A 22,048-nucleotide genomic window follows, 5' to 3' on the forward strand; every position below is an offset into this window, starting at 1 on the left:
TCCCCCATCAAACAAAAACCTATAACCCCATGTATTTAAAGGAGTTATCAAATACTTACTTCACTTCCGGCTTAATGGCTCGTACGTTGCAAATAGTAAATAAAAGATTCATTCGTTTCACAACAAGTAAACTCGCTAAGGAAGCTTTATGTATACCTTCAAAAAACTATTTGCTAGCGCAGCCATTTTACTTTGCGCTCTAAGCAGCACCGTAAGCCATGCCGACCAACTAGCTACTTTAATGGAGCGCGGCGTATTAAAAGTAGCCGTGCCACAAGATTTCCCTCCGTTTGGCTCGGTAGGGAGTGATTTACAACCCATGGGTTACGACATTGATATGGCTCGCTACCTAGCAGAGCAACTGGATGTAAAACTAGAATTAGTGCCAGTAACCAGCGCTAACCGCATTCCCTACTTACAAACCCGCAAGGTTGATTTGGTTATTTCTAGCCTAGGTAAAAACGCCGAGCGTGAAAAAGCCATCGACTTTAGTGATGCATATGCACCATTTTTCCTTGGTGTATTTGGCGCCGCAGAGGTAAGCGTTGATTCTGCGGAGCAACTGGCAGGTAAAACCGTTGGTGTTACCCGTGGCGCAGTTGAAGACATAGAGCTAAGCAAATTGGTGGATAGTTCTACCACCATTAAACGTTTTGAAGACAATAACACCACCCTGTCAGCTTATTTATCAGGCCAAGTAGAGCTTATTGCCACCGGTAATTTAGTTGCCACAGAAATTGCCAAACGCGTTCCAAACCGTAAGCCAGAGACTAAGTTCTTACTTAAAAACTCTCCGTGTTATGTAGGTGTACTTAAAGGCGAGCCTGCACTGGTTGCCAAAGTAAACGAGCTAATTGCTAAAGCAAAACAAAGTGGTGAGTTAGAGAAACTCTCGCTTGCATGGTTTAAAACATCGTTACCTAAAGAGTTGTACTAAAGGAGCGCGCCATGAGCTACCAACTAGACTTTAGTGGCTTACTGCCCTACATGCCTGAGCTTGCCAAGGGCTTACTCACCACTGCCGAGCTCACCTTGTATTCAACCTTTGCTGGGATCTTACTCGGTACTGCGGGGGCTGCAGGTAAAATAAGTAATAAAGCTTGGTTGCGCTGGCTCATAAGCGCCTATGTAGAAGTAATTCGCAATACACCGTTTATTGTGCAGTTATTCTTCATCTTTTTTGGCTTGCCAGCCTTGGGGGTAAAACTAAGTGCTTGGCAAGCAGGCTGTTTGGCCATGGTGATTAACCTAGGCGCCTACCTCACCGAAATTATTCGTGCAGGTATCGAAGCCACCCCTAAAGGCCAGTGGGAAGCGGGTAAAACCTTAGGCCTAAGCCACTGGCACATTTTTAGCCGCATCGTATTACCCACTGCGTTTCAACGTATCTATCCGGCCTTAGTTAGCCAATGCATTATCGTGATGCTGGGCTCGGCGGTGGTCTCGCAAATCTCAGTAGAAGAGCTCACGTTCTCAGCCAACTTTATTCAGTCGCGTAACTTTTTAAGCTTTGAATCTTACTTGCTCACCGCACTGATTTATTTGCTGCTAGCCATTGCCATGCGCCAACTATTTGAGCTGGCCGCTCGTCGCCTTTTCAAAAACCCTGCATTGTAGGAGTAGTTTAATATGATGCAATTTACCGATTGGGACATCTTACGCAACCTGCTACTGGCAGCGCGTTGGACGGTCTTGTTATCACTCATTGCCTTTGCCAGCGGAGGCTTGGTTGCCCTGCTGCTAACCTTTATGCGCATAAGCAAAAACCCGGTGTTAAGCGCTTTGGTTAAAGGCTATGTAGAGCTGTTTCAAGGCACGCCGCTGTTAATGCAGCTGTTTGTTACCTTTTTTGGTTTATCACTAATTGGCATTGATGTGAGCGCATGGAGCGCTGCCATCATTGGTTTAACTTTGTTCACCAGTGCCTTTCTATGTGAGATTTGGCGCGGCTGTATTGAATCTTTACCCAAGGGCCAATGGGAAGCATCTCGCACCTTGGGTTTGAGCTTCTTTCAAACCATGCGCTACGTTATTTTGCCGCAAGCACTCACCGTGGCTATTGCTCCTACCGTAGGCTTTTCGGTGCAAGTGGTGAAAGGCACTGCACTCACATCCATTATTGGTTTTGTAGAGTTAACTAAAGCCGGCACCATGCTTAACAACGCCACCTTCCAACCCTTTAAAGTGTTTGCCTTAGTGGCAGCGCTGTACTTTTTATTGTGTTTCCCGCTGTCTTTATACAGCAAGCATTTGGAGAAGAAGCTCAATGTCACTGGTTAGTATTGAACAAATTCATAAGTATTACGGCCAACACCATGTGCTAAAAGGCATAGACTTAAAAATAAAGGCTGGCGAAGTTATCTCTATTATTGGCCGCAGCGGCTCTGGAAAAAGCACTCTATTGCGTTGCATTAATGGTTTAGAACCCTTTCAAAGTGGTGCCATTATTGTAGATAAACAAGCGGTAAGCGAAGACGAAAAACAGCTTAGGCTACTTAGCCGTAGTGTAGGCATGGTGTTTCAAAACTTTAACCTCTTCCCCCATATGACCGCTGGCGAAAACATTATGTTAGCGCCCAAGTTAGTACTGGGTAAAAACCAGCAAGAATGTCGCGAGCTAGCAAAAGAAGTGCTGGAAAAAGTGGGTTTAGCCGACAAGTTTGATCAATACCCAACCAGCATGTCGGGCGGCCAGCAGCAACGCGTGGCGATTGCTCGCTCTTTGGCTATGTCGCCTAAAGTATTGCTGTGTGACGAAATCACCTCGGCCCTCGACCCTGAGCTGGTAGGCGAAGTACTCAAAGTACTTGAACAACTGGCCGCCGAAGGCATGACGCTAGTTTTAGTCACCCACGAAATGAACTTTGCTCGTGACGTTGGTGATAGAGTGGTCTTTATGCACCAAGGAAAGGTGTGGGAAACCGGCGACAGCAAACAAGTGTTTGCTCAGCCACAAACCACCGAGTTACAAAGCTTTATTTCTGCAGTGTTATAAGCTGTAAGCAATAATGAAATTAAAAGGACCTTAAGTAATCATGACAAAATCGGCCTGTGCATTTAACCAACGTATTGTTGAACACTATCCGCAGCTTTCGGCCAAAGCACGGGTAGTTGCAGATTACTTGCAGCATCATCCCGATAAAGTATTGATTCAATCAACCGCCGAAATCGCTAGCGCTTGCCAAGTTTCCAAAGCCAGTGTGAGCCGTTTTTTCCGTCAACTGGGCTACCAAGATCATCAACAAGTCTGTGACGAGCTTCGCCAAGAGCGCGAATGGGGACAGCCGCTGTTAACCAGTGAAGCGAGCGATACTAGTGAACACAGCGATTTAGCAGCAATTAGCCAGGTATTTAAGCAGCTAGAACAGATTGATTGCGAGGCTTTAGTGAAGCAAATTAGCCAAGCCAAACGGATAACCATTATTGGCTATCGCAACAGCTATCCACTGGCTTTGCACTTTCGCCAGCAATTAATGCAATGTCGTAAACAAGTGTATTTGCTGCCGGTTCCGGGTCAAAGCATTGGTGAAGAACTCGCGCAACTTGGCGATAAAGACTTAGTGATAGTGATAGGTATCCGCCGCAGACCCAAATTGTTTACGGCACTTATAGAGCAGTTACAAAACCTTAATTGCCTGCTAATTACCGACCAAAGTGGCCAGTGCTATCGCACTCAAGTGAGCCAATTATTGGTCTGCCCGATGAGCAATCACTCTGCCTTAGACAGCTATGCCGCACCGATGAGCTTGCTCGCCCATTTAAGCAACAAGGTCTACGATTACTTAGCGCATTCAGCCCAAACCCATAGCAACCAAGTCAGCAATAATTATCAATTACTTGATGAGCTAGAAGCTCACCACTAAACATTTACCTCACTGTTACTTACAGAACCCAACAAGGGAAATAACTAAGCAGCAGTGAAACAATTGAACCAAACAAGTAGATGATGAGCCAATTAGCGCATTCTCTCAACAAATTTAAGGATAACTATGAGCCAAGCTATAACTGCCCCAGCCGCCACCGATGCGCCAGCCTTTAGCCAGCAGTGTGTAAACTTAGCCGACAACCGTTTAGGTAGCCAAATCATCGCTGTGAGTGACGATTTTTTTGCCAAAGCCGAGCGCATGCTCAACCACTTGCCCGCTCTGTTTTACCCAGACAAATATGATGATAACGGCAAATGGATGGACGGGTGGGAAAGCCGCCGCCGTCGTGATGCAGGCCACGACTGGTGCATCGTAAAACTAGGGGTTGCAGGTAAGGTTAAAGGACTGCAACTAGACACAAGCTTTTTTACCGGTAATTTTGCCCCAGCGGCCAGTGTTGAAGCTTGCTACTGTGAGCAAGATACACCACCAAGTGATACCCAATGGCACAGTATTCTATCTGCCAGTGCTTTAAGTGCCGATAACCACCACTTTTTTGCAGTAGACACTGAGCAGCCGATTAGTCATCTAAAAATTAATATTTTCCCCGATGGTGGCATTGCCCGTTTACGGGTATTTGGCCACCCCATCCCACAACACTCAAGTGAGCAAAGCATTGATCTAGTTGCCCTTAAAAATGGCGGCAGAGTCATTGGATACAATGATGCGCATTACGGTACACCCAGCAATCTGCTTGCGCCAGGCACAGGCGTTAACATGGGCGATGGTTGGGAAACCCGCCGCCGCCGAGAGCCGGGTAACGATTGGTGCATTATTGCTTTGGGCCAAGCTGGCGAGGTTGATAAAATTGAAGTGGCCACCACTCACTTTAAAGGTAACTTCCCCGACAAACTGTCGATACAGGCAGCCAATATTCAAGATCCTAACGATTTAAGTTTGATTAGCCAAAGTATGTTTTGGCAGGAGTTATTGCCCGCTAAGTCACTTAGCGCCGACAATGACCATCACTTTAACGAGCTAAACTCGCTTGGCACCATCACTCATATTCGAGTGAATATTTATCCCGATGGCGGCATCAGTCGCCTGCGCTTATGGGGTAAATCAGCTTAAGGAATGGCAATGAAAAATCTCAGCTTACAGCCGCTTACTCAAGCGGCCTTTGCGCCCTTTGGAGATGTGGTGGCCTGCGACAGAGTCTCGCCTTTTGCAATCAATGGAGGAACCACCAGTCGCTTCCACGACTTGGCCGAATTACAAGCCAGTGGCAGCCAAGCCAAGCTGATTGTCTCGATATTTCGCGGTCAAGCCTTTCAGCTGCCATTAGCCATAGATATGCTGGAACACCATCCTTATGGCAGCCAGCTATTTATGCCCTTGTCCCAACGCCCCTACGTGGTAGTGGTGGCAAAACCTGGTGAGCTAGATGAGGATAGCATTTGCGCCTTTTGGGCACAGCCTGACCAAGGTGTTAACTACCACAGCGGGGTATGGCATCACCCCTTAATTAGCTTGCAGCAAACTAGTGACTTTTTGGTGATTGACCGAAGCGGCGAAGAAGCCAATTGTGTAGAACAGCAACTAAGTGAAAGTATACAGTTACAGCTAGCTTAGCTGCTCGGCCAAAAAGTCATACACCATACGCAGTCGTCGGCTGGTATTTAGCTCTCGATGAACCACCAGCCAAGATTGTGTAGGGATTGCAGCTAGAGAAGGAAAGGCGCGCTCGACCAAGGGCTCGCTGTCACCTACTTGCTCTAACATAAAGCCAATACCAACGCCCTGTTTCACCAGCTCCCACTGCACTAAATGGTTGCTCACTACCGCCGGAAAGTTACTTTGTTTAAGCGAGAAACCTAGCTTAGCCAGCTCATTAATCAACTCATCGTTTTTATCAAATGCGAGAAATTTTGCATCAGCAAGACTTTGAATCGTGCGAGGCTGTGGCCACTTTGCTAGGTAGCTTTTAGCCGCATATAAATGCACATCAATATCTGCAACACGGCGAGCGATTAACTCCAATTCGGTAGGCTGATATGCCCGAATGGCAATATCTGCCTCTCGGCGTAACAAGTCGCTAGAGTCATTGCTGGCAATAATCTCTACCCGCACACCCGGGGCGTGTAATCGTAGTTTCTCAACAATACTCGGCAGAACAAAAGCTGCCACGGCCTCCGAAGCCGAAATGCATACATCACCTTCAATGGCTTCAGCCCTACCAGAAGCGGATAAAGACAAGTTATTAGCCGCTTGGCCCATGGCTTGAACATGTGCCAATAACTCTACGCCACTGGTGGTTAGGCTTAGCCTGCCTCCTACTCGCTCGAACAAGGAAACCCCTAGCTCTTGCTCTAAGGCCGCCACTTGGCGACTTAAAGTAGGCTGGGTCATCGCTAATGCTCGCGCAGCAGCGGATAAAGAGCCTTCTTCAGCGGTGACCAAAAAAGCCCGAGCCCTATTCCAATCAAAATTTATAGAACGCCTATCCATACAAATACGTATACCTAAGATGCATTATTGATTATTGCTACCTGTTTTAAGCATGATTACTATTCACTCAATCAGCGCTAAACGCAACTCATTAGGGAAAATGTTGATGGATACTCGCAATAAGTTTTGGGACAAACATGCTAGCTCTTACGCTAAGCGCGCTATTTCAGATATCCCCAGCTATGAGAAAAAACTAGCACTTAGCCGCGAGTACTTTTCTAAAGATGCTACGGCCATTGAAGTAGGCTGTGGTACTGGCTCAACCGCATTACTACACGCCCCTTATCTAAAGCATATTCTAGCCACCGATATCTCAGCCGCAATGTTAGGTATTGCAGAGCGAAAACGCCAAGAACAGCAAATAGACAATCTACGTTTTCAGCAAGCAACGGTCGAAGAATTAGTGGTAGATGAACCGGTAGACATCGTCTTTGCACTTAACCTAATTCACTTATTGGAAGACAAAGAAACCGCTATAGCGACCATAAAAAGTTGGCTAAAACCAGGTGGAGTACTAATTAGTAGCACCCCTTGTTTAGGCGACAGAATGAAATTTTTTAAGCTAATTGGCCCAATTGGTAAAGCACTAGGCCTGATGCCTCTAGTAAGAGTGTTTACCGAGCAAGAGCTGCTGGATAGCATTCAACAGCAAGGCTTTAGCATCGACACCAAGTGGCGACCAGAGAAAGCCCTATCAGTATTTTTGGTGGCGCGAGTTTAAACCGCCTGTTTAAGTGGCGAGTTTATCAAACATTCTGCCACCACTTTTTGCAGTAAAAAGGTCTCGCGCTCAACCGACATACCCGCTTTAGGATTACTGGCGATAGTCTCTAGGTTATGGGCGATAGCGCTATGAATGTTCAACCAGACGGGCTTCATTCCATTGCTGATTTCGTAGTCTTCTAAGGCATTTTCGGCAAGTTCATCATCAATTTTGCACAAATAGCAGTAGGACAGCATATGCATGTAATCAGCATCATCTTTATACCAGGGGCGATATTCTTCATAGCAGCCAAAGGGCTGAATATCGCGCACATTTTGTGCACCAGTTTCTTCACTCAGCTCCCGCTTTAAGCCTTCAATCAGGTTTTCGCCTTGGTCAACACCGCCGCCAGGCAAGGTGTAATCATGATAACGCTCGGTATACATCAGCAAAATCTCGTCACCTTTTAAAACGATCGCTCTGGCAGCAATCCGCTCTAAAGGCTCGCCATCAAGAGATCCAAGATCAGGGTGAACAGTAGACTTTAATATACGCATAGCACCAAACGGTAGAAAATTGGCTGGCGAATTTAGCAACAAAGCAGGTTACAAGCAACTGAGTTACAGATATAAATAAAAAAAGGCCTCGCACGCGAGGCCAAACACCACAGGGAATTGTGGACTTGCACAAACATTTCTTGCTTCAGCTTTTTCGCAAAGAAATGAAAACTTAAGAGCTTACACTCATTAGAAAGGGGTAATCGGTATAACCTTTCGCTCCACCACCATATAAAGTGTCTTGGTCCAACTCATTCAACTCGGCACCTTGTTTAAAGCGCTCGGGTAAGTCAGGGTTAGCAATAAACGGAGAGCCAAACGACACGAGGTCTGCACTGTCTTCTTCAATGGCTTGTTCAGCACTGTTCGCGCTATAACCACCATTTGCCATGTATGCACCCGCAAAGCGGCTGCGTAACTGAGTGAAGTCGAAACCTTCGCTGCTTGCTCCAGCAAAATTCTCTACTACGTGGAGGTAAGCAAGCTTCATGGGGCTAAGCTGCTCAACCAAGTAGTTGAACAAAGCTTGAGGATTACTATCAGACATCGAGTTAAAGGTGCCGGTTGGCGAGATCCTAATCCCCACTCTACCCGCTCCCCATACTTCGGTCACAGCTTGGGTTACTTCTAAGCTTAAGCGCGCTCGATTTTCTATTGAACCACCATAGATGTCGTCACGCTGGTTGGCTCCGTCTTTGAGAAACTGATCCAGTAAATAGCCATTGGCAGCGTGAATTTCTACCCCATCAAATCCGGCCTTTTTAGCGTTAATAGCACCTTGTTTAAACTGCTCAACTATTGACGCTATTTCTTCTGCTTCAAGCGCTCGTGGCGTTTCAAAATCTAAAAATCCTTGTTCGGTAAAGGCTTGTCCTTCTGCGGCTATCGCCGACGGCGCAACCGGCAATTCACCATTTTTTTGGATAACCGAATGAGAAATACGGCCAACATGCCAAAGTTGCAGCACAATTTTTCCGCCCTTAGCGTGCACAGCGTCAGTAATTGCTTTCCAACCGGCAATTTGTTGCTCGCTATGAATACCTGGCGTAAAAGCATAACCCTTGGCCTGAGGTGACACTTGCGTAGCTTCACTAATAATAAGAGCAGCACTCGCTCGCTGTGAATAGTATTCCACGTTAAGCTCATGAGGGTAGTCGCCGGGTTGGGCAGAACGAGAACGGGTAAGCGGCGCCATAACAACACGATGTTTCAGTTCTATATCGCCCAGTTTGATTGGTGTAAACAGTTGGCTTAGAGACATATCTTTATCCTTTAAGATCATTAAAAGTAATAAACAAACGTTTTAGCGAGCTACTTAGTAAGCCAACTCTCGGCATTACCTAAGTAATCGGCAAACAGTGAGTTAAAGTTCTCAACTACCGAGCCCGATACTTCCGGCAAGGCTAGCAAGCGTTGCCCTAGCGCCTTTAGCTTGGGAAAGTTTGCAAGTAAGTCGTGTTCAAACAAGCTTTCTATCGCCGCAAAACGGGTAAACAATGGCGCTAATGCGGTGTCGATTAAGGTTAAGTCTTCGCCATTAAAAAAGCCCTTATCACTGGTTAAAGCTTCTAGACGCGAGAGCTTGTCGTTTAGCCCGGCTTCTGCTTGAGCAAAGTCATCCTGATTTTTGGCTAATGAGGTTTGATACTGCGCCATTAATACTTGGCTTGAAAACTCTATCCATGCGCGATCTTTAGCTTTTTGTAGAGGGTCACTTGGCATTAAAGAACCTTCAGTAATTTCATCCAAGAATTCGTTTATCACCGCAGACTCAAACAAGACATCGTCGCCGTACTTAAGCACCGGCACTTTGCCTAAAGGAGATAGCGCCAAAAACCAGTCTGGTTTGTTCGCCAAATCAATGTACTTAATCTCAAACTCGATACCTTTGTGTAATAAAGTAATCACCGAGCGTTGCACAAAGGGGCAAAGCTTGAAACTTATCAGTTCAATGGTTTGGTTCGGCTTATAAATGGCTGACATCGAGTGATTCCTTGTATAAATTAACAAATATGCGCTTGGCCAATCGATATAACTTTTGTATCCAAACGAAACATAGTATCTTTTGGTAACTATAAGAACGCTTTTAGCGAACTACAAGTACGCACTAATTAGATATTTAGTTTCCTCGAGGTGCCTAATGTTGGATTCAGCGGCTTCTAGCCCAGAAAAAAATTGTGAAGTTTCTTTGACAGAGCAAAAGCATGAATGCCCTGTTTCGACCGCCATTGAAGTAATTGGTGGTAAATGGAAGGTGATTATCTTGTATCAACTGCGTGGTAAAACGCTACGTTTTGGTGAACTAAAACGAGAGATCCCCAAAATCACTCAAAAAACCTTAACCCAACAATTGCGTGATTTAGAAAAAGATAAGCTAATAGAACGTAAAGTATTTGCCGAAGTGCCACCAAGGGTTGAGTACACCCCAACCGCTTTAGCCGAACAATTAAATCCGGCCTTAGATTTGCTTTGTGACTGGGGAAAAGCCTATCAAAAGGCCCACGAGTAGCTTAAATTCGCCGTAGCAAAACATCACGAATTAAACCCAACGCATATTTTAGATCGGATAAACTTTGCGTGGCCATGAGGCTAATGCGCACTGCCGGTCGCTGTTTACCCTCGAAGCTAAAATGCTGCTCACCACTTACATGGATATGATGGCCGAGCATTACCTCTACAAAGGCTTGGCTGGTCCAGCCCTGTGGCAGATATAACCACAGGTGGTAAGCACTATGTTCAACCAAATGCAGATTAACAAACTCCAATTCATTGAGCATTGTTTTTGCCAAATTCTGTCGCGCCAATGCTTGACGCTTCTGCCATTGGGTTATTTTGGCTACAGCTCCACTGCTAATTAACTGACAAGCTAGTTGCATAAGTAAGGGCGATGGCAACCAAACAGTTGTTCTCACCAAATTTATATAATCGTCACGACTACATTTGGGCACCACCAACAGCCCTAATCGCAAACTCGGCGATACACACTTAGACAAACTCGTTAGATAAATGCTTTGCTGCGGGGAAAAATGATAAAAGGGTTTGATCTCTTCTGCAGCCAAAAAGCCATAAATATCGTCATCAATCACTTGAATAGCGCAGCGCTTAACCACCTTAGCCAGTTGCTCTCGTCGCTGATTCGGCATTACCGTTCCAGTTGGGTTTTGACACGAAGCCACCAGCATTAACGCCCTTATAGTTTGTTGCTCATGCAGCCGCTCTAAAGAATTGGGCACTAAACCCTGTTCATCAAGCGCCACTGGCACAGGTATTCTGCCAGTTTGGCGGAGCACCGAGAGGATCCCCGGGTAACACAAGCTTTCTACTGCAACCCTATCCCCGACTTGAGTGCATGCCAATACTGCAACCAATAAAGCATGCTGCGCACCATGACAGACAATAACCTGGCTCTGTTCGCAATCAACGCCTTGAGTTTTCAGCCATTGATGCAGAACGGCCAACTGCTCTGGGTTACCGGCATCTGCCTCATAATCGCAATAGGCACTTAAATCAGCATTGGCAAGCGCGCTTAGCTGAACGCTTAAAGGTTTAAGTAAGGGGCCATTTAATGGCGCTACCAAGGAAAGGTTAAGCTCGTTTTGAGTACGCCCTTTAATGCCAGCACTAAGGTTTACATTAAAAGAAACAAAGGTGCCTTTGCCCACCCCAGAACTTAACAAAGCTTTGTTTTCTAATTCTTGGTAAGCCTGACGCACCGTTACGGCACTACTGCCAATTTCGCTGGCGAGGGTTCGATGCGATGGCAGTTTATCTTGATAGGCTATCTGCCCCTTCAAGATAGCGTTCTCGATGCATCGAGCAATCTCAAGATATAGAGGTCGAGATTTTGGGTTAAAACCTAGCAGTAATGTGTCTAGCAAATCGACGCTCTCTCACTTGTTTACGATTATCAGAATAAGCTATCTGCATGATATTTATAGAACAAGCACTTTTCAAAATGGTATCACCGAATAACTAGATGATTTACTGCCTCATGCGGTTTTAGCAGCTAAGCAAACCAATTGAACTAGCAAAACAAGTCAATTATTGGGTAGTGGTTAAATATACACTCAAGTATTTGCCAATGAACTAGTTCAATGCAACTATCGTTAATGAATCAGCACGGGTGCTGCACTTAGTTTGACTTGTTAAGGACAACCGTTATGACATCATCTTCAATTACCGTTGCGTTTATAGGCTTAGGAACAATGGGCTTTCCTATGGCTGGTCATTTAAGCCAGCAAGGCTACCAAGTGGTGGTTTATAACCGCACCGATGCCACCGCAAAAAAGTGGCTAGCCAAGTACCAAGGTAAACAAGCATTTACCCCGGCAGAAGCCGCTAGCCAAGCAGATGTTATTTTAAGCTGTGTAGGCAACGATCAAGATCTGCAGCAGGTTTATCTTGGTGAACAGGGCATTATTGGCGCTGCAAAACCAGGCAGCATTTTAGTTGACCATACCACTGCCTCGGCAGAAATTGCCAGTGAGCTAGAGAGTGCAGCCAAAGCCCATCAACTTGAATTTCTTGATGCACCAGTATCTGGTGGTGAGGCCGGCGCCGTTAACGGCTGCCTAACAGTAATGGTAGGCGGAGAGCAATCCACTTTAAGCAAAGTAGCAGCTGTTTTTGATTGCTATGCCAAGGCCGTTAATTTAATCGGGCCGGTAGGCTATGGCCAGCGCTGCAAAATGGTTAATCAACTTTGTATCACTGGAATCTTGCAAGGTTTATCCGAGGCCTTAAAACTGGCAGAAGCCGCTAAGCTAGATATAAACAAAGTAGTGGAAGTGCTGCAGCATGGCGCAGCAGGAAGCTGGCAACTGAGTAATCGAGCCAGCAGCATGACCGCCAATAAGTTTGACTTTGGTTTTGCCATTGATTGGATGAGAAAAGACTTAGCAATATGCTTTGATGAAGCCGACAAACTGGGCGTAGCCTTACCATTAGCCAAACAAGTTGATAATGAATACGCCAAGTTACAACAACGTGGCTATTCTCGCGCCGATACGTCAGTACTGTTCAAACAATTCGATGATGAGCAGCGCTAGTTGCCCCTTCGCTGCTTATTATCAAGCAGCAAACTGCAGACAAAAAAAACCTAAGGCCAGTGGCCTTAGGTGGGAGTCACGCGAGAACGTGAATACTTAAAAACAATAGAAGTTAAAAAAAACGAAAAAGAGCGCGACAACTCATACCCGCAACAACACCAAAAAGTATGTTTGGTAGCTACCAGTATGCTTGCATCTGTCTTGCCTAGCGCAGCGGCTCAAACTGACAACTTTTTCGCTAGCACCGTCTAATATTAACCCATCTCAGGCAAAGCAAGCTCAATTGGCAAAACTTGACTGTAAGCTTTGATGTACAGTGATTTATGCTAGTACAAAAATAGCTAGACTCTCAGCTTTAGCTTGCGCCTATGCGGCAGCTAGACTAAGCTCGCGCTCAAACAGCTTGGCATAAAAATGTTGCCTAGCTGAATCCAATTACTATTTCCACTAGGTACTTAAAATGACTGTTATCTCTGTTCCTGATTTAGCCAAACCACAAGTTAAAAGCCACCATAAAGCCCGCCACCTAAAAAAGATGGCGATTGGGCCTTTCGCACAAACCTGTGCCGAAATCCGTTTTGTAGCAGACATTGAAAAATTTGATGAAGTAGATGCTGAGCTAGCCAATACCCAACAACAGCAAGGCTGGGAGCTGTTTATCGCCTACTTTAACGAACAGTACCATGTAGCGATTAACTTTTTCACTGAACAGGCAGAGTTAGATGCTGTGATTGAGCTGGCCAATGCCGCCATTGTTAAAGTACTAGGTGACGTTGAGTTGCAAGTTCTTGCTGGTGACGCGAACTACGGCGATTGGGATAGCTGCTACAGCAACTAAGCCAAACAAAAAAGGCGTAAGTTTTTACTTTACGCCTTTTTGCTCTCGGTTCGCCAAATATTAACAGCTCGCTTCCAGCTAATAACTAAATTCAAGCTTTCTAATACTGTTTAACTGATTTAGCGCTCGTAAGGTCATTTTAAGCGGAACCCAAACGAAATATGCTGAGGCAATAATCACCATTGCCGGATCAGCATAAACAGCAAATGCAGCATAGGCGCTTTTGCTTAATAACATAGCCACCACAAAACCGACCAATACCGCCCCACTTATCACACTGTCCATTAACCATTGTTTCGCCTCTGCATCCAATAGCAAAGACTGTTTACTGGCTTTTGTTAGTATCAGGTAAGTCGCGACACAACCAACAACATTAAGCAGCCCAAACACCAAAGCTAAACCGGTGTCCACATCGCGCCCCCCATTCACTATAGCTAAAACCGCAGACCCAAATGAAAACAAACACATAGCACTAATAGCCAAGCCTTTGAAGGCTACAACCGCCGGCTCTATCATTAATGCTTTATTGGGCTGCTCTTCAAATACAGGGTGTTTTCTAAGCGCTAGGGAGCCCAGCGAAACTAGCGTTAAGGCTAGGCTCACCAATGAATAGGCACCATCAAATACAATCACTAAAGAACCAGCCCATAAACCAAGGCTGATACCGAGTAAAGCGAACAAAAAGGAGGAAAAACTAGAAAAACTTAACAGCGTTTTTTCTGTCACAGCGGAGCGAAACATTTAACTACTTATGACGCCTTTTGGCATCACAACCTTCTATCAAACAATAAAAGTTCGCTATTGTAGTGGTTAAATAATCCACGTTCAAGCCGAAGTCTCCACTGCGAAATCAGCAGTAGAGAGCCGAAATACAAGCCTACAAGTGAGCGTTAATTCTCAGACTCAACTAAAGCTTTAATTTTATGCGCTTTTTCGAAATGATCGAGCTGATGAGTTTCAATCCACCACCTGGCAGCTTCCATTAGCAGCTCGGGATTATCATTTTTATTGGCAAAAAACGCATAGAAAGACAAACCTACATTACTGCCCTTAGCGTCAATTTTACTTTGGCAAATCTTAATAACATGGCTGCGTAAGCTTGCTCTCATCGTTCTTGTTAATCCTCTGACTGCCAACCTGGCGCAATACTTAAGCCAGGTACATTTGCCAATACCTTGCTGTCTTTTAAGGCTAATTGATATTCACCACCACTCAAACTGTGTTGTTTTGAACAATCAACATTCCATTGGCGTAACAAATACCCCGCCAGCGCGGCGCGTACTTCAAGTTTAAGTGCCCCTTCATGCATCGCATAATCAAGTTCAATAGCCTGGGGGTACTGCAAACTTGGATGAGCCACCAGCTCCAATTCCACAATGTGATTCCACTGTTTGTCATAATCACGAGCTTCTAGGGTAGCAATTGACTGATCGAGTACTTCGAGTTGGGTAAAGCGAGTACATACAAAATCTCTAAAGCTCCCACTTACCCTGTCAAAAGCTCTAACATGCCAACGGTGACCATTGTTCACTAAACTGTGAGGCACTATTTCTCGGCTGCTTTCGCCAGACGATATAGACAGGTAGCTGCATTTAAGCGGCACGCGGTGATGAATAGCGCGCATAATCGAGGCAATATAATCGGCCTTTGGGTGCACCAACCTCACCGCATCAAAGCAGGTATCGCTAGGCTCTAGAGGAAACGACAAGCCATCACCAAAGCCATGAGACAGCCCCGTTAAGATCGCTTCTGGATTATGAGAAAACAAAGGAGAGAATTTATCTCTGCGTAAATACCTGCGCGCCTTATGGTCTAAAAAAGCATTGTTAGGTGCAAGTTGCTTATAGCTGGCTAAATCACGAGTTGCAGCCGCAAGGCCTGTTTTAAATCTACTAATTAAGTCGGCACGGCTCACTTCGCCAAAGTACTCTAGACTAAAATCAATAAAAGCTAGTCGGCTTCTTTGTCCATGGTTTAGTTCGTTCAAATCCATTTTTCACTTCGCTCTGTTCATCTTGAAAAACAAATACTAACAAGCACTTCAGGTATAGGCAATCATTATGATTAGGTATAAAGATGGCTGTGATATAAACCGATTTTTAAGTAAAAAATCCCTTATAAGACGAAACGAACAATTATTTTTTTTCACAAGCTAAGTAGCTATTTTTTAGCAAATAGCTTCCAGCCTCTCAAAAGCAGCAAACGCCATGAAATAAATCAATCCTTTTTTATCAACAACTTAACAAATTACTATCAACCAATGTCACACATCTAGATCACATTCACTAAGACCAAAGCGCATTCTGAACACTTTTTGATCAGCACAAAATATAAACTATGACTGTTAGCGCTAACAAAAATAATAATGATCAATTGTAAGGATGAACAATGACAGTTTTTTCAACTACGCGCCCCCTGCTCAGCTGCGCATTAATCAGTTCGGCTTTAATGTTAAGTTGCGCCAGTTTTTCGGCCAGTGCGGCATTAACTAAACAGAATTTAGCGAACTCTGGATATTGGGGCGGTATCTTGCTCCCCAACAACACAGCAATTAACGCATCAGAGCTAAACACCATATATAACCGCTTTGTAGATAACTACATCGTAGATGCCGGCACCAATATGGCGCGAGTAAAATGGGGTTCGGGAGGAGCACTGCGCGATGGTAGCGGCAATGTAAGTAAAGATGCTTACGCAACAGCCTCTGAAGGAATGGGTTACGGTATGCTAGTTACGGCCTACGGTGACGACAAAACTCGTTTCGACAAACTGTTCCGATTTTATCGAAAAGCCTTGGATGATAACAATGCTGATTTAATGCCTTGGTTAGTTTGGGGTAATGCCTCTCCAGTAACCAACCAAATTTGTTATGGCATTGTTGGCCAAAACCAAACCTGTTTTGGTGCGGGTGGTGGTGGCCCAGCAACTGATGGTGATATTGATATCGCCATGGCACTGTTTGTCGCCGCTGATAAATGGGACAACCCAGATATTGATTATCGCGCAGAGGCAATTCACATAGTTAATGAGCTGCACGATAACTGGTTACATTGGTGCGCCGATGACGGCGGCACGTGGGTGGTAAAACCTTATCAGAAATCAAATTTCGACCCGTGTAAAGATGAAATCGATGCTTCTTATTCTATACCAGCTTTTTTCCGCTACTTTGCTGAAGTGGCTTCGGTAGACAGCTCGGTAAAAAATGCCAATGACCGCTGGAATTCGGCCGCACGAGATCTTTACAGCAAGTTACTCGACAAACAAAAAGCAGGCCCAAATGGTGATAAAACCTTTGTTCCCGATTGGATGAAGTTAGATGGAAGCGCGGTAACTGGCAGAAGCACTAACTATGGCTCAGATGCCTCTCGCATTCCTTGGCGAGTAACCATGGACTATGCCTGGTATGGAACCAGTGAATCGCAAAACTGGACTCGTCGTTTAATCAACGACTTGGTAAACAACTCCAATAATGGCGACATTACCGATATTAACGCAGATATTTCCCAATCGACCGGTGACTCTGCTGGTTACAACGGCCGTTCTTTCTCTGGAGGATTTGCAGTAGCGGCAATGCTCTATAACTGGTATCCAGACAATGCTAACAATTACACCGAGCATTGGGTTGATGAAACCTTAAATGGCAGCCTGCCTTGGAACATTGGGGCTAACGGTTATGAAAATGCCAATAACGATTACTACGGGATGGCACTTTCGGCTCTATACGCGCTAACTCTAACCGGAAACACCTATAAACCAGCGTTAAATTAGGCTTAAGTACTAGGGTTAGTTTAGCGGTATAACCCTAATCCAATAATAAGGTCTCACCCATTTTCATGGTAATAAACGGTGCCGTTATGGCTTGTTTGGCAGTTAAATCTTCTAACAACTCGGCAGGCTCCATAACCGGCTCCGCTGTAAGCGGATAAGTTCCCCAGTGCATACCAATCGACAGTTTGGCTTTTACATCTTGGTGAACTTTAAGCGCCTCAGGCACGTTAACGTGTTGATCTTTCATGAAGCCACGAGGTGAATAAGCACCTATAGGAATAAAGGCTAAATCGATTTCTTCCGCTCGCTCACCTATTTCTTTAAAGTCATAGGGGTTATAACCCGTATCACCCGCAAACCAATAACGCTTACCTTTAAACTCAATCAACCAACTCGCCCAGTGGCTCTTATTGCGATCAAACAAGCCACGTGCCGACCAATGTTGGCTAGGCGTAGCAGTGATTAAGGCCTCGCCTTTTTGCTGCGAGCCCCACCAAGGCAGTTCAGTAATATTGCTTGGTTTAATATCCATTTTTTCAAACCAAGCACCTAATCCTTCTGGCACAAAGTAATGGGTTGAATTACCAAAGTGCTCAATGGCTTTTTTATCCAAGTGATCATAGTGATTATGAGAAATCACTACAAAATCGACACTGGGTAGGTCTTCTGGTTTAAAGGTAAGTGGAACTAAGCGTTTTGGCCCGGCAAAACTCACAGGCGATACCCGTTCACTAAAAACCGGATCTGTAAGAAAGGTCAACTCTGGCAGTTGTACTAAGAAACTAGAATGACCTAACCAAGTCACCTTTGTACCAGCGTGCTCATCTTTAAGTAGCTCTAGATCAACATCTTGGCGTGGTACGCGGTAAGCTTCGGCCGCTTGATCAGACCAACGAGTATCACCAAAAAATCGAACATAAAGAAACTTAAAAGGGTTTTTAGCGATCGGCTCAAGATGGTTATTTTGGTATTCTTTATCTGATGAACTACAGGCGATGACTAAGCCCACAGCGGCCAAAATCAACAGCTTTACAATTAACTTCACGCTTTACATCCCTTAAATCTTTTCCAAGAAAGTCCACTCTAGTGTCTAGCAACAAGCTTTGGCAAGTCGTTATACCAATCGTAGCAAGTAACTGTTCATTCTATCCGGTTAGAATACTCGATAATTTCGTTAAAATTTTTGATTGTAGAATAACTACTTATCGATAAACTCTGCCTTATTCTCGAGTATTTTTCCTGCGTTATTTCTGACCACTTATTTGGTGTGAGTGGTATTAGGCAATAAAAAAGCGCTGGGGTTTACCAGCGCTTTCTCGCAATACTGTTTTATTTAGTCCAGCTCAAACTCTTTGCTTAAACTCATAACACTCACCCGCCCTTTGCCCTCTGCTTTCGCGCGATATAGGGCTCGGTCAGCTTGTTTAAGTAACCAATCCTCGTTTAAATCATTGTGCTCTACACCACCGCAATCGGTAATACCGATTGAGCAACTAAGATCGGGTAAGTTGTCCACCAACTCTGGTTTTTCTGCCCAAGCACGTAACTGCTCTTTAAAATAATTTTTCTTGTGTAGATTAGCCAACAAGCGTTCAGCAGTGAGCTTTGCTTGGTCGTGTTTGGCACTGGGGAAAACCACGACAAACTCATCACCGCCCCAACGAGCAACAATATCGCCAGCGCGCATGGTGTCCACTAATAAAGCAGAGAAAGCCGAAAGCACTTTGTCACCAACATCATGGCCTAGCAAATCGTTTACAATTTTAAAGTTATCTAAATCGATATAGGCCAAGGAACAGTGATAAGTGCCGGCTTGTTGCTCAAACATCACCAGCTCTTGCTCTAAACGCGCTAACAATGCTTGTCTATTTAGCAGCCCAGTAAGCGAGTCGGTGGTAGACATCTTAAGCAAGTTTTCTCGGTGCTTAAGCTGCTGTAACTGGCTACCTAACTGGCGACTAATCAAATTAAGTGTGTCTTGGTCTTGACGATCAAAATAACGATTACTATTAAAGTTACAAAGGGTTAAGGCGCCATATAAATGTTCATCTACAAATATTGGTAAGCAGGCAACCGAGTTATAGGTGGCGCGTTTGCCATCTTCACCTTTTGAACTAAAGCTATTGTTTATCCAAGTACTCTGGTTATCTTTAACATGCGCTAGGTATTGATCAACTTGCTCTTTGCTTAGCAATTTACCTACATGCGCCCATTCTTCCCATTCGTCACTAACTAAGTGGTGAACCATCCCTACTTGTACAGTGAAGTTACCACAAACCAACTTTAAGCTTTCCACAGCTAAATCTACGGTACTATCAAATCGCTCAGGCAACGATTGCATACGACTAATCAATTGCATTTCACGCAAGCGCTGCTGAACTTGGCGAAGCTGAGTGTCTTGTTTGGCACTGCGCACTAAATCATCAAGATTAAGGTGAATTGGCGCAAGCTTATAACTATCAATATCTTTAGCGTAAAATATTTGGCGCTTATCAATGATGCTTTTAATACTATTAAATATCTCGGTGAATCGCGGCAAAATAAGCACTTCACACATGGCTAAGCTGTGGTTTAGCAAGCTATCACAGGCTTCCCATTTACCGCGGCGGCTATACACTTCTAATAACTCGGTGCTGCACTGCGGCAACAAACGGCTGTCCATGTCGACCACTTCACCAAGTAAAGCTGGCGCTGCTTCAAATATCTCTTCAGCTTTATTTAAGCGACCATCTACTACCTCAAGCGCACCTTGCAACAAGGCTTTTAAAAATGCGCCGGTACCAGAGGGCTTAAAAGGCAAACCTTGCATACGCTCTAAACATTGCTGGGCGCGAGCACGCTCGCCGAGTTTAGAATGACAAAAGCCTTTTAAGCTAAATACGTCGTAGAGGTTTCTAAAGGGGAAGTGAGTCATTTGTCTAATTCGACAAATTCTTACCAATTGCTCCAATACATCACAGGCTTGTTGGTAATCGCGGGTGCAAAAATATAACCAAGCAAAGTTATATAAGGTCACAACCAGCTCTGAGTAATCACCAGTATGCCGAGCAATATCGTAAGCAGCCAAGTACTGCTCTTGGGCTTCTGGGTATTTCTCTAAGAGAGTATTAAAGTAGCCGGTACCGTTATACATTCGTACCCGCTCACTGGCTTCACCAAGCTCTTCTCGAATACGAGAGCTAATGCCAAAACAGCGGAAGGTGGCGTGGTAACGGCTAATATAAGAATAAATAATGCCCTTGCTATGATAACTAGCTGCAATACCTTGTCGATGACCAATTCTGCGCGCAAGCTTCACCGCTTTTTGAGTAAAGTCTAAAGCAATGCTTGAATCTAAATCTTCGTAAAAACGCAAATAGGTGTAATAGTTACGCAAGGCATAAAGCCGTGAGCAGTCCATGTTGTATTGCTGCAGCTCACTGTCTAAATGGGCAAATTCAGCCAATTTTAGCGGTGTAGACGATTTATCGTGAGCATAAAAGTTTACGAACAAGGATTGCGCCACCAAATGACCATTAGTGGCTTGTCCAGCGAGCTCTAAGGCCGCTTCTGAGCATTGCATTGCTTCTTCAAAACTTTGCTGTTGCACCAAGGTAACGCTGAGCAAATTTAACAAGCGCACCTTGTCGTAAGTATTGTTTAAAGACTCTTGGAAAACTTGAAGAAGTTCTAATTCGGTTACCGCCGTATTTAATTCGCCTTGATACAACAGCGCTTCTGCCAAGAATAACTGTAGCCTTACTTTTAAACTGCTTTCTAAATCTGTGGTTTCTAGCATTAAACGGGCGGCAACTTCGGCCTCTGGCCACGCCATAAATGCTATGTTTTCAGCAACTAACAACTCTGCACTTTTTACACAGTCTCGATATTGCCAATGTACTTTTAATGGTGATTGGCTAGTAGGCACGTTATGCAACAAAGTGGTGTCATCGAGCCAATCTAAGAAGCCTTCCCAGGCTTCATCATCTTGGCGATTAGCCAGAGCATATTGGGTATCAACAGAAGTAAGCACTAAAACAGGAATACTAAGTTCACTAGAAACCAAGGCTTGTAGCATTTTAATCGCCGAAGCAGAGGCAAAGTGCCAACCACTTACCACCACAATAGCGGGCTCTACAAATAACTTAGCAACTAAAGCAATAATCGCTTTTTCAATAGACTGTTGCTCGAAATAAAGATCATCAACCAACACCAGCTCACTGCGTTCAAAACGTTCGCCTTTAAGCATTGCGCATAAATTTTGCTGCAGCGGTACAAAGTCGGTCACGCTGGCCGCAAGCTCTTCTGCACTTAAGTTGGATTGCTCAAAACGGCGGATAAGCAAAGCAAATAGCGAGCTATAAGGGGAGTAAGCACTCAAATTATTGAGGCTTATCATGTATAAAGGAGCGCCCTGTTGTTCTGCAAAATCAGAGGTGCAACGGGCCAAATTGTCGGGATCCGAGCTTTGAAAAAAACTAAAGCTGGTTGCTCCCCCTAAAGTACGCTGCCAATCAATCGACAAACGCTTCGCAAAACTGTCCATTTGGGGCATGGTTGAAATCGCCCTCCTAGGCTAAATTTACCGCTAATATACTAATTTATTTGCCTAGATTTCGATGCCAAGATGGTCACATAAAATGGCTGGAAAATTGTTAATAAACAGGGATAAGGCAAAATCTGATAAGTTGGTCAATATTCTTATACTATAAATACTAACAAAGCGTAATTAGGCAAGATTATCTCGCTCAAAAATCTTAGTGAAAAACTCGATACGTCAA

At 44.7% G+C, this 22,048-nt stretch carries 22 protein-coding genes; 12 read left to right on the plus strand and 10 right to left on the minus strand.

The window, feature by feature from the left end:
* The first annotated feature begins 148 nt into the window (after positions 1–148).
* From OV592_RS14555 to OV592_RS14585, 7 genes are all read left to right on the plus strand, one after another.
* The gene (locus OV592_RS14555; protein ID WP_016402776.1) at positions 149–937 is read left to right on the plus strand and encodes a transporter substrate-binding domain-containing protein; all 789 of its coding nucleotides are present in this window, start codon (positions 149–151) and stop codon (positions 935–937) included.
* Positions 938–948: 11 nt separating this feature from the next.
* Positions 949–1,617 carry an amino acid ABC transporter permease gene (locus OV592_RS14560; protein WP_016402775.1) on the plus strand — a complete coding sequence of 223 codons (669 nt, stop codon included), beginning with the start codon at positions 949–951 and terminating at the stop codon, positions 1,615–1,617.
* A 12-nt stretch (positions 1,618–1,629) separates the two neighbouring features.
* Positions 1,630–2,280, plus strand: a complete 651-nt coding sequence (locus OV592_RS14565; protein WP_221076555.1) for an amino acid ABC transporter permease — start codon at positions 1,630–1,632, stop codon at positions 2,278–2,280.
* Entirely contained in the window at positions 2,267–2,995 is a 729-nt protein-coding gene (locus tag OV592_RS14570; protein WP_406609082.1) for an amino acid ABC transporter ATP-binding protein, read from the plus strand. The genes OV592_RS14565 and OV592_RS14570 overlap by 14 nt, the downstream gene beginning before the upstream one ends.
* Before the next feature lie 40 nt (positions 2,996–3,035).
* Positions 3,036–3,863 carry a MurR/RpiR family transcriptional regulator gene (locus OV592_RS14575; protein ID WP_016402772.1) on the plus strand — a complete coding sequence of 276 codons (828 nt, stop codon included), beginning with the start codon at positions 3,036–3,038 and terminating at the stop codon, positions 3,861–3,863.
* 126 nt (positions 3,864–3,989) lie between these two features.
* Entirely contained in the window at positions 3,990–4,997 is a 1,008-nt protein-coding gene (gene alc / locus OV592_RS14580) for an allantoicase (RefSeq protein WP_406609083.1), read from the plus strand.
* Between the two features lie 9 nt (positions 4,998–5,006).
* Positions 5,007–5,498, plus strand: a complete 492-nt coding sequence (locus OV592_RS14585) for an ureidoglycolate lyase (protein ID WP_406609084.1) — start codon at positions 5,007–5,009, stop codon at positions 5,496–5,498.
* Here OV592_RS14585 and OV592_RS14590 read toward each other — a convergent pair.
* The gene (locus OV592_RS14590; RefSeq protein WP_338621787.1) at positions 5,490–6,374 is read right to left on the minus strand and encodes a LysR family transcriptional regulator; all 885 of its coding nucleotides are present in this window, start codon (positions 6,372–6,374) and stop codon (positions 5,490–5,492) included. The genes OV592_RS14585 and OV592_RS14590 overlap by 9 nt on opposite strands.
* A gap of 106 nt (positions 6,375–6,480) precedes the next feature.
* On the opposite strand from OV592_RS14590, the gene OV592_RS14595 reads away from it, so the two are divergent.
* Complete coding sequence (locus OV592_RS14595; protein ID WP_406609085.1) at positions 6,481–7,095, plus strand: class I SAM-dependent methyltransferase; 615 nt, start codon at positions 6,481–6,483, stop codon at positions 7,093–7,095.
* Here the strand turns inward: OV592_RS14595 and OV592_RS14600 are convergent.
* From OV592_RS14600 to OV592_RS14610, 3 genes are all read right to left on the minus strand, one after another.
* The gene (locus OV592_RS14600; RefSeq protein ID WP_406609086.1) at positions 7,092–7,634 is read right to left on the minus strand and encodes an NUDIX hydrolase; all 543 of its coding nucleotides are present in this window, start codon (positions 7,632–7,634) and stop codon (positions 7,092–7,094) included. The genes OV592_RS14595 and OV592_RS14600 overlap by 4 nt on opposite strands.
* A 172-nt stretch (positions 7,635–7,806) precedes the next feature.
* Positions 7,807–8,895, minus strand: a complete 1,089-nt coding sequence (locus tag OV592_RS14605; protein ID WP_406609087.1) for an alkene reductase — start codon at positions 8,893–8,895, stop codon at positions 7,807–7,809.
* A gap of 50 nt (positions 8,896–8,945) precedes the next feature.
* Positions 8,946–9,617, minus strand: coding sequence for a glutathione S-transferase family protein (locus OV592_RS14610; protein ID WP_406609088.1), 672 nt, complete (start codon positions 9,615–9,617; stop codon positions 8,946–8,948).
* Between the two features lie 157 nt (positions 9,618–9,774).
* On the opposite strand from OV592_RS14610, the gene OV592_RS14615 reads away from it, so the two are divergent.
* A complete protein-coding gene (locus tag OV592_RS14615) occupies positions 9,775–10,143 on the plus strand; it encodes a helix-turn-helix domain-containing protein (protein WP_016402764.1) in 369 nt (122 codons plus the stop codon).
* Between the two features lies 1 nt (position 10,144).
* On the opposite strand, the gene OV592_RS14620 is transcribed toward OV592_RS14615, so the two are convergent.
* Positions 10,145–11,512, minus strand: a complete 1,368-nt coding sequence (locus OV592_RS14620) for a PLP-dependent aminotransferase family protein (protein WP_406609089.1) — start codon at positions 11,510–11,512, stop codon at positions 10,145–10,147.
* Positions 11,513–11,794: 282 nt separating this feature from the next.
* Here OV592_RS14620 and OV592_RS14625 point away from each other — a divergent pair, with 282 nt between their 5' ends.
* Together OV592_RS14625 and OV592_RS14630 are read left to right on the plus strand one after the other, a co-directional pair.
* A complete protein-coding gene (locus OV592_RS14625; protein WP_406609090.1) occupies positions 11,795–12,682 on the plus strand; it encodes an NAD(P)-dependent oxidoreductase in 888 nt (295 codons plus the stop codon).
* 460 nt (positions 12,683–13,142) lie between these two features.
* The gene (locus OV592_RS14630) at positions 13,143–13,520 is read left to right on the plus strand and encodes a hypothetical protein (protein ID WP_016402760.1); all 378 of its coding nucleotides are present in this window, start codon (positions 13,143–13,145) and stop codon (positions 13,518–13,520) included.
* Positions 13,521–13,598: 78 nt separating this feature from the next.
* Here the strand turns inward: OV592_RS14630 and OV592_RS14635 are convergent, their stop codons facing one another.
* The 3 genes from OV592_RS14635 to OV592_RS14645 form a co-directional block, all read right to left on the minus strand.
* Positions 13,599–14,261, minus strand: a complete 663-nt coding sequence (locus OV592_RS14635; RefSeq protein WP_406609091.1) for a cation transporter — start codon at positions 14,259–14,261, stop codon at positions 13,599–13,601.
* 149 nt (positions 14,262–14,410) lie between these two features.
* Positions 14,411–14,629, minus strand: coding sequence for a DUF6500 family protein (locus OV592_RS14640; RefSeq protein WP_016402758.1), 219 nt, complete (start codon positions 14,627–14,629; stop codon positions 14,411–14,413).
* An 8-nt stretch (positions 14,630–14,637) separates the two neighbouring features.
* Entirely contained in the window at positions 14,638–15,513 is an 876-nt protein-coding gene (locus tag OV592_RS14645) for a WYL domain-containing protein (protein WP_406609092.1), read from the minus strand.
* Positions 15,514–15,908: 395 nt separating this feature from the next.
* Between OV592_RS14645 and OV592_RS14650 the strand changes: the two genes are divergently transcribed.
* Positions 15,909–17,288: a glycosyl hydrolase family 8 gene (locus OV592_RS14650; protein WP_406609093.1), complete on the plus strand. Its 1,380-nt coding sequence runs from the start codon at positions 15,909–15,911 to the stop codon at positions 17,286–17,288.
* Positions 17,289–17,322: 34 nt separating this feature from the next.
* Here the strand turns inward: OV592_RS14650 and OV592_RS14655 are convergent, their stop codons facing one another.
* Both OV592_RS14655 and OV592_RS14660 read right to left on the minus strand, forming a co-directional pair.
* A complete protein-coding gene (locus OV592_RS14655; protein ID WP_406609094.1) occupies positions 17,323–18,333 on the minus strand; it encodes an MBL fold metallo-hydrolase in 1,011 nt (336 codons plus the stop codon).
* 288 nt (positions 18,334–18,621) lie between these two features.
* Positions 18,622–21,822: a diguanylate cyclase gene (locus OV592_RS14660; RefSeq protein ID WP_406609095.1), complete on the minus strand. Its 3,201-nt coding sequence runs from the start codon at positions 21,820–21,822 to the stop codon at positions 18,622–18,624.
* Positions 21,823–22,048: the final 226 nt, after the last annotated feature.

The organism is Agarivorans sp. JK6 (assembly GCF_045277145.1).
GTDB lineage: Bacteria > Pseudomonadota > Gammaproteobacteria > Enterobacterales > Celerinatantimonadaceae > Agarivorans > Agarivorans albus.

What these genes read in the sequence shown, in the direction of transcription:
- OV592_RS14555 (WP_016402776.1), top strand. Translation starts at nt 149, where the DNA reads ATGTATACCTTCAAAAAACTATTTGCTAGCGCAGCCATTTTACTTTGC.
- OV592_RS14560 (WP_016402775.1), top strand. Translation starts at nt 949, where the DNA reads ATGAGCTACCAACTAGACTTTAGTGGCTTACTGCCCTACATGCCTGAG.
- OV592_RS14565 (WP_221076555.1), top strand. Translation starts at nt 1,630, where the DNA reads ATGATGCAATTTACCGATTGGGACATCTTACGCAACCTGCTACTGGCA.
- OV592_RS14570 (WP_406609082.1), top strand. Translation starts at nt 2,267, where the DNA reads ATGTCACTGGTTAGTATTGAACAAATTCATAAGTATTACGGCCAACAC.
- OV592_RS14575 (WP_016402772.1), top strand. Translation starts at nt 3,036, where the DNA reads ATGACAAAATCGGCCTGTGCATTTAACCAACGTATTGTTGAACACTAT.
- alc (WP_406609083.1), top strand. Translation starts at nt 3,990, where the DNA reads ATGAGCCAAGCTATAACTGCCCCAGCCGCCACCGATGCGCCAGCCTTT.
- OV592_RS14585 (WP_406609084.1), top strand. Translation starts at nt 5,007, where the DNA reads ATGAAAAATCTCAGCTTACAGCCGCTTACTCAAGCGGCCTTTGCGCCC.
- OV592_RS14590 (WP_338621787.1), bottom strand. Translation starts at nt 6,374, where the DNA reads ATGGATAGGCGTTCTATAAATTTTGATTGGAATAGGGCTCGGGCTTTT.
- OV592_RS14595 (WP_406609085.1), top strand. Translation starts at nt 6,481, where the DNA reads ATGGATACTCGCAATAAGTTTTGGGACAAACATGCTAGCTCTTACGCT.
- OV592_RS14600 (WP_406609086.1), bottom strand. Translation starts at nt 7,634, where the DNA reads ATGCGTATATTAAAGTCTACTGTTCACCCTGATCTTGGATCTCTTGAT.
- OV592_RS14605 (WP_406609087.1), bottom strand. Translation starts at nt 8,895, where the DNA reads ATGTCTCTAAGCCAACTGTTTACACCAATCAAACTGGGCGATATAGAA.
- OV592_RS14610 (WP_406609088.1), bottom strand. Translation starts at nt 9,617, where the DNA reads ATGTCAGCCATTTATAAGCCGAACCAAACCATTGAACTGATAAGTTTC.
- OV592_RS14615 (WP_016402764.1), top strand. Translation starts at nt 9,775, where the DNA reads ATGTTGGATTCAGCGGCTTCTAGCCCAGAAAAAAATTGTGAAGTTTCT.
- OV592_RS14625 (WP_406609090.1), top strand. Translation starts at nt 11,795, where the DNA reads ATGACATCATCTTCAATTACCGTTGCGTTTATAGGCTTAGGAACAATG.
- OV592_RS14630 (WP_016402760.1), top strand. Translation starts at nt 13,143, where the DNA reads ATGACTGTTATCTCTGTTCCTGATTTAGCCAAACCACAAGTTAAAAGC.
- OV592_RS14635 (WP_406609091.1), bottom strand. Translation starts at nt 14,261, where the DNA reads ATGTTTCGCTCCGCTGTGACAGAAAAAACGCTGTTAAGTTTTTCTAGT.
- OV592_RS14640 (WP_016402758.1), bottom strand. Translation starts at nt 14,629, where the DNA reads ATGAGAGCAAGCTTACGCAGCCATGTTATTAAGATTTGCCAAAGTAAA.
- OV592_RS14645 (WP_406609092.1), bottom strand. Translation starts at nt 15,513, where the DNA reads ATGGATTTGAACGAACTAAACCATGGACAAAGAAGCCGACTAGCTTTT.
- OV592_RS14650 (WP_406609093.1), top strand. Translation starts at nt 15,909, where the DNA reads ATGACAGTTTTTTCAACTACGCGCCCCCTGCTCAGCTGCGCATTAATC.
- OV592_RS14660 (WP_406609095.1), bottom strand. Translation starts at nt 21,822, where the DNA reads ATGCCCCAAATGGACAGTTTTGCGAAGCGTTTGTCGATTGATTGGCAG.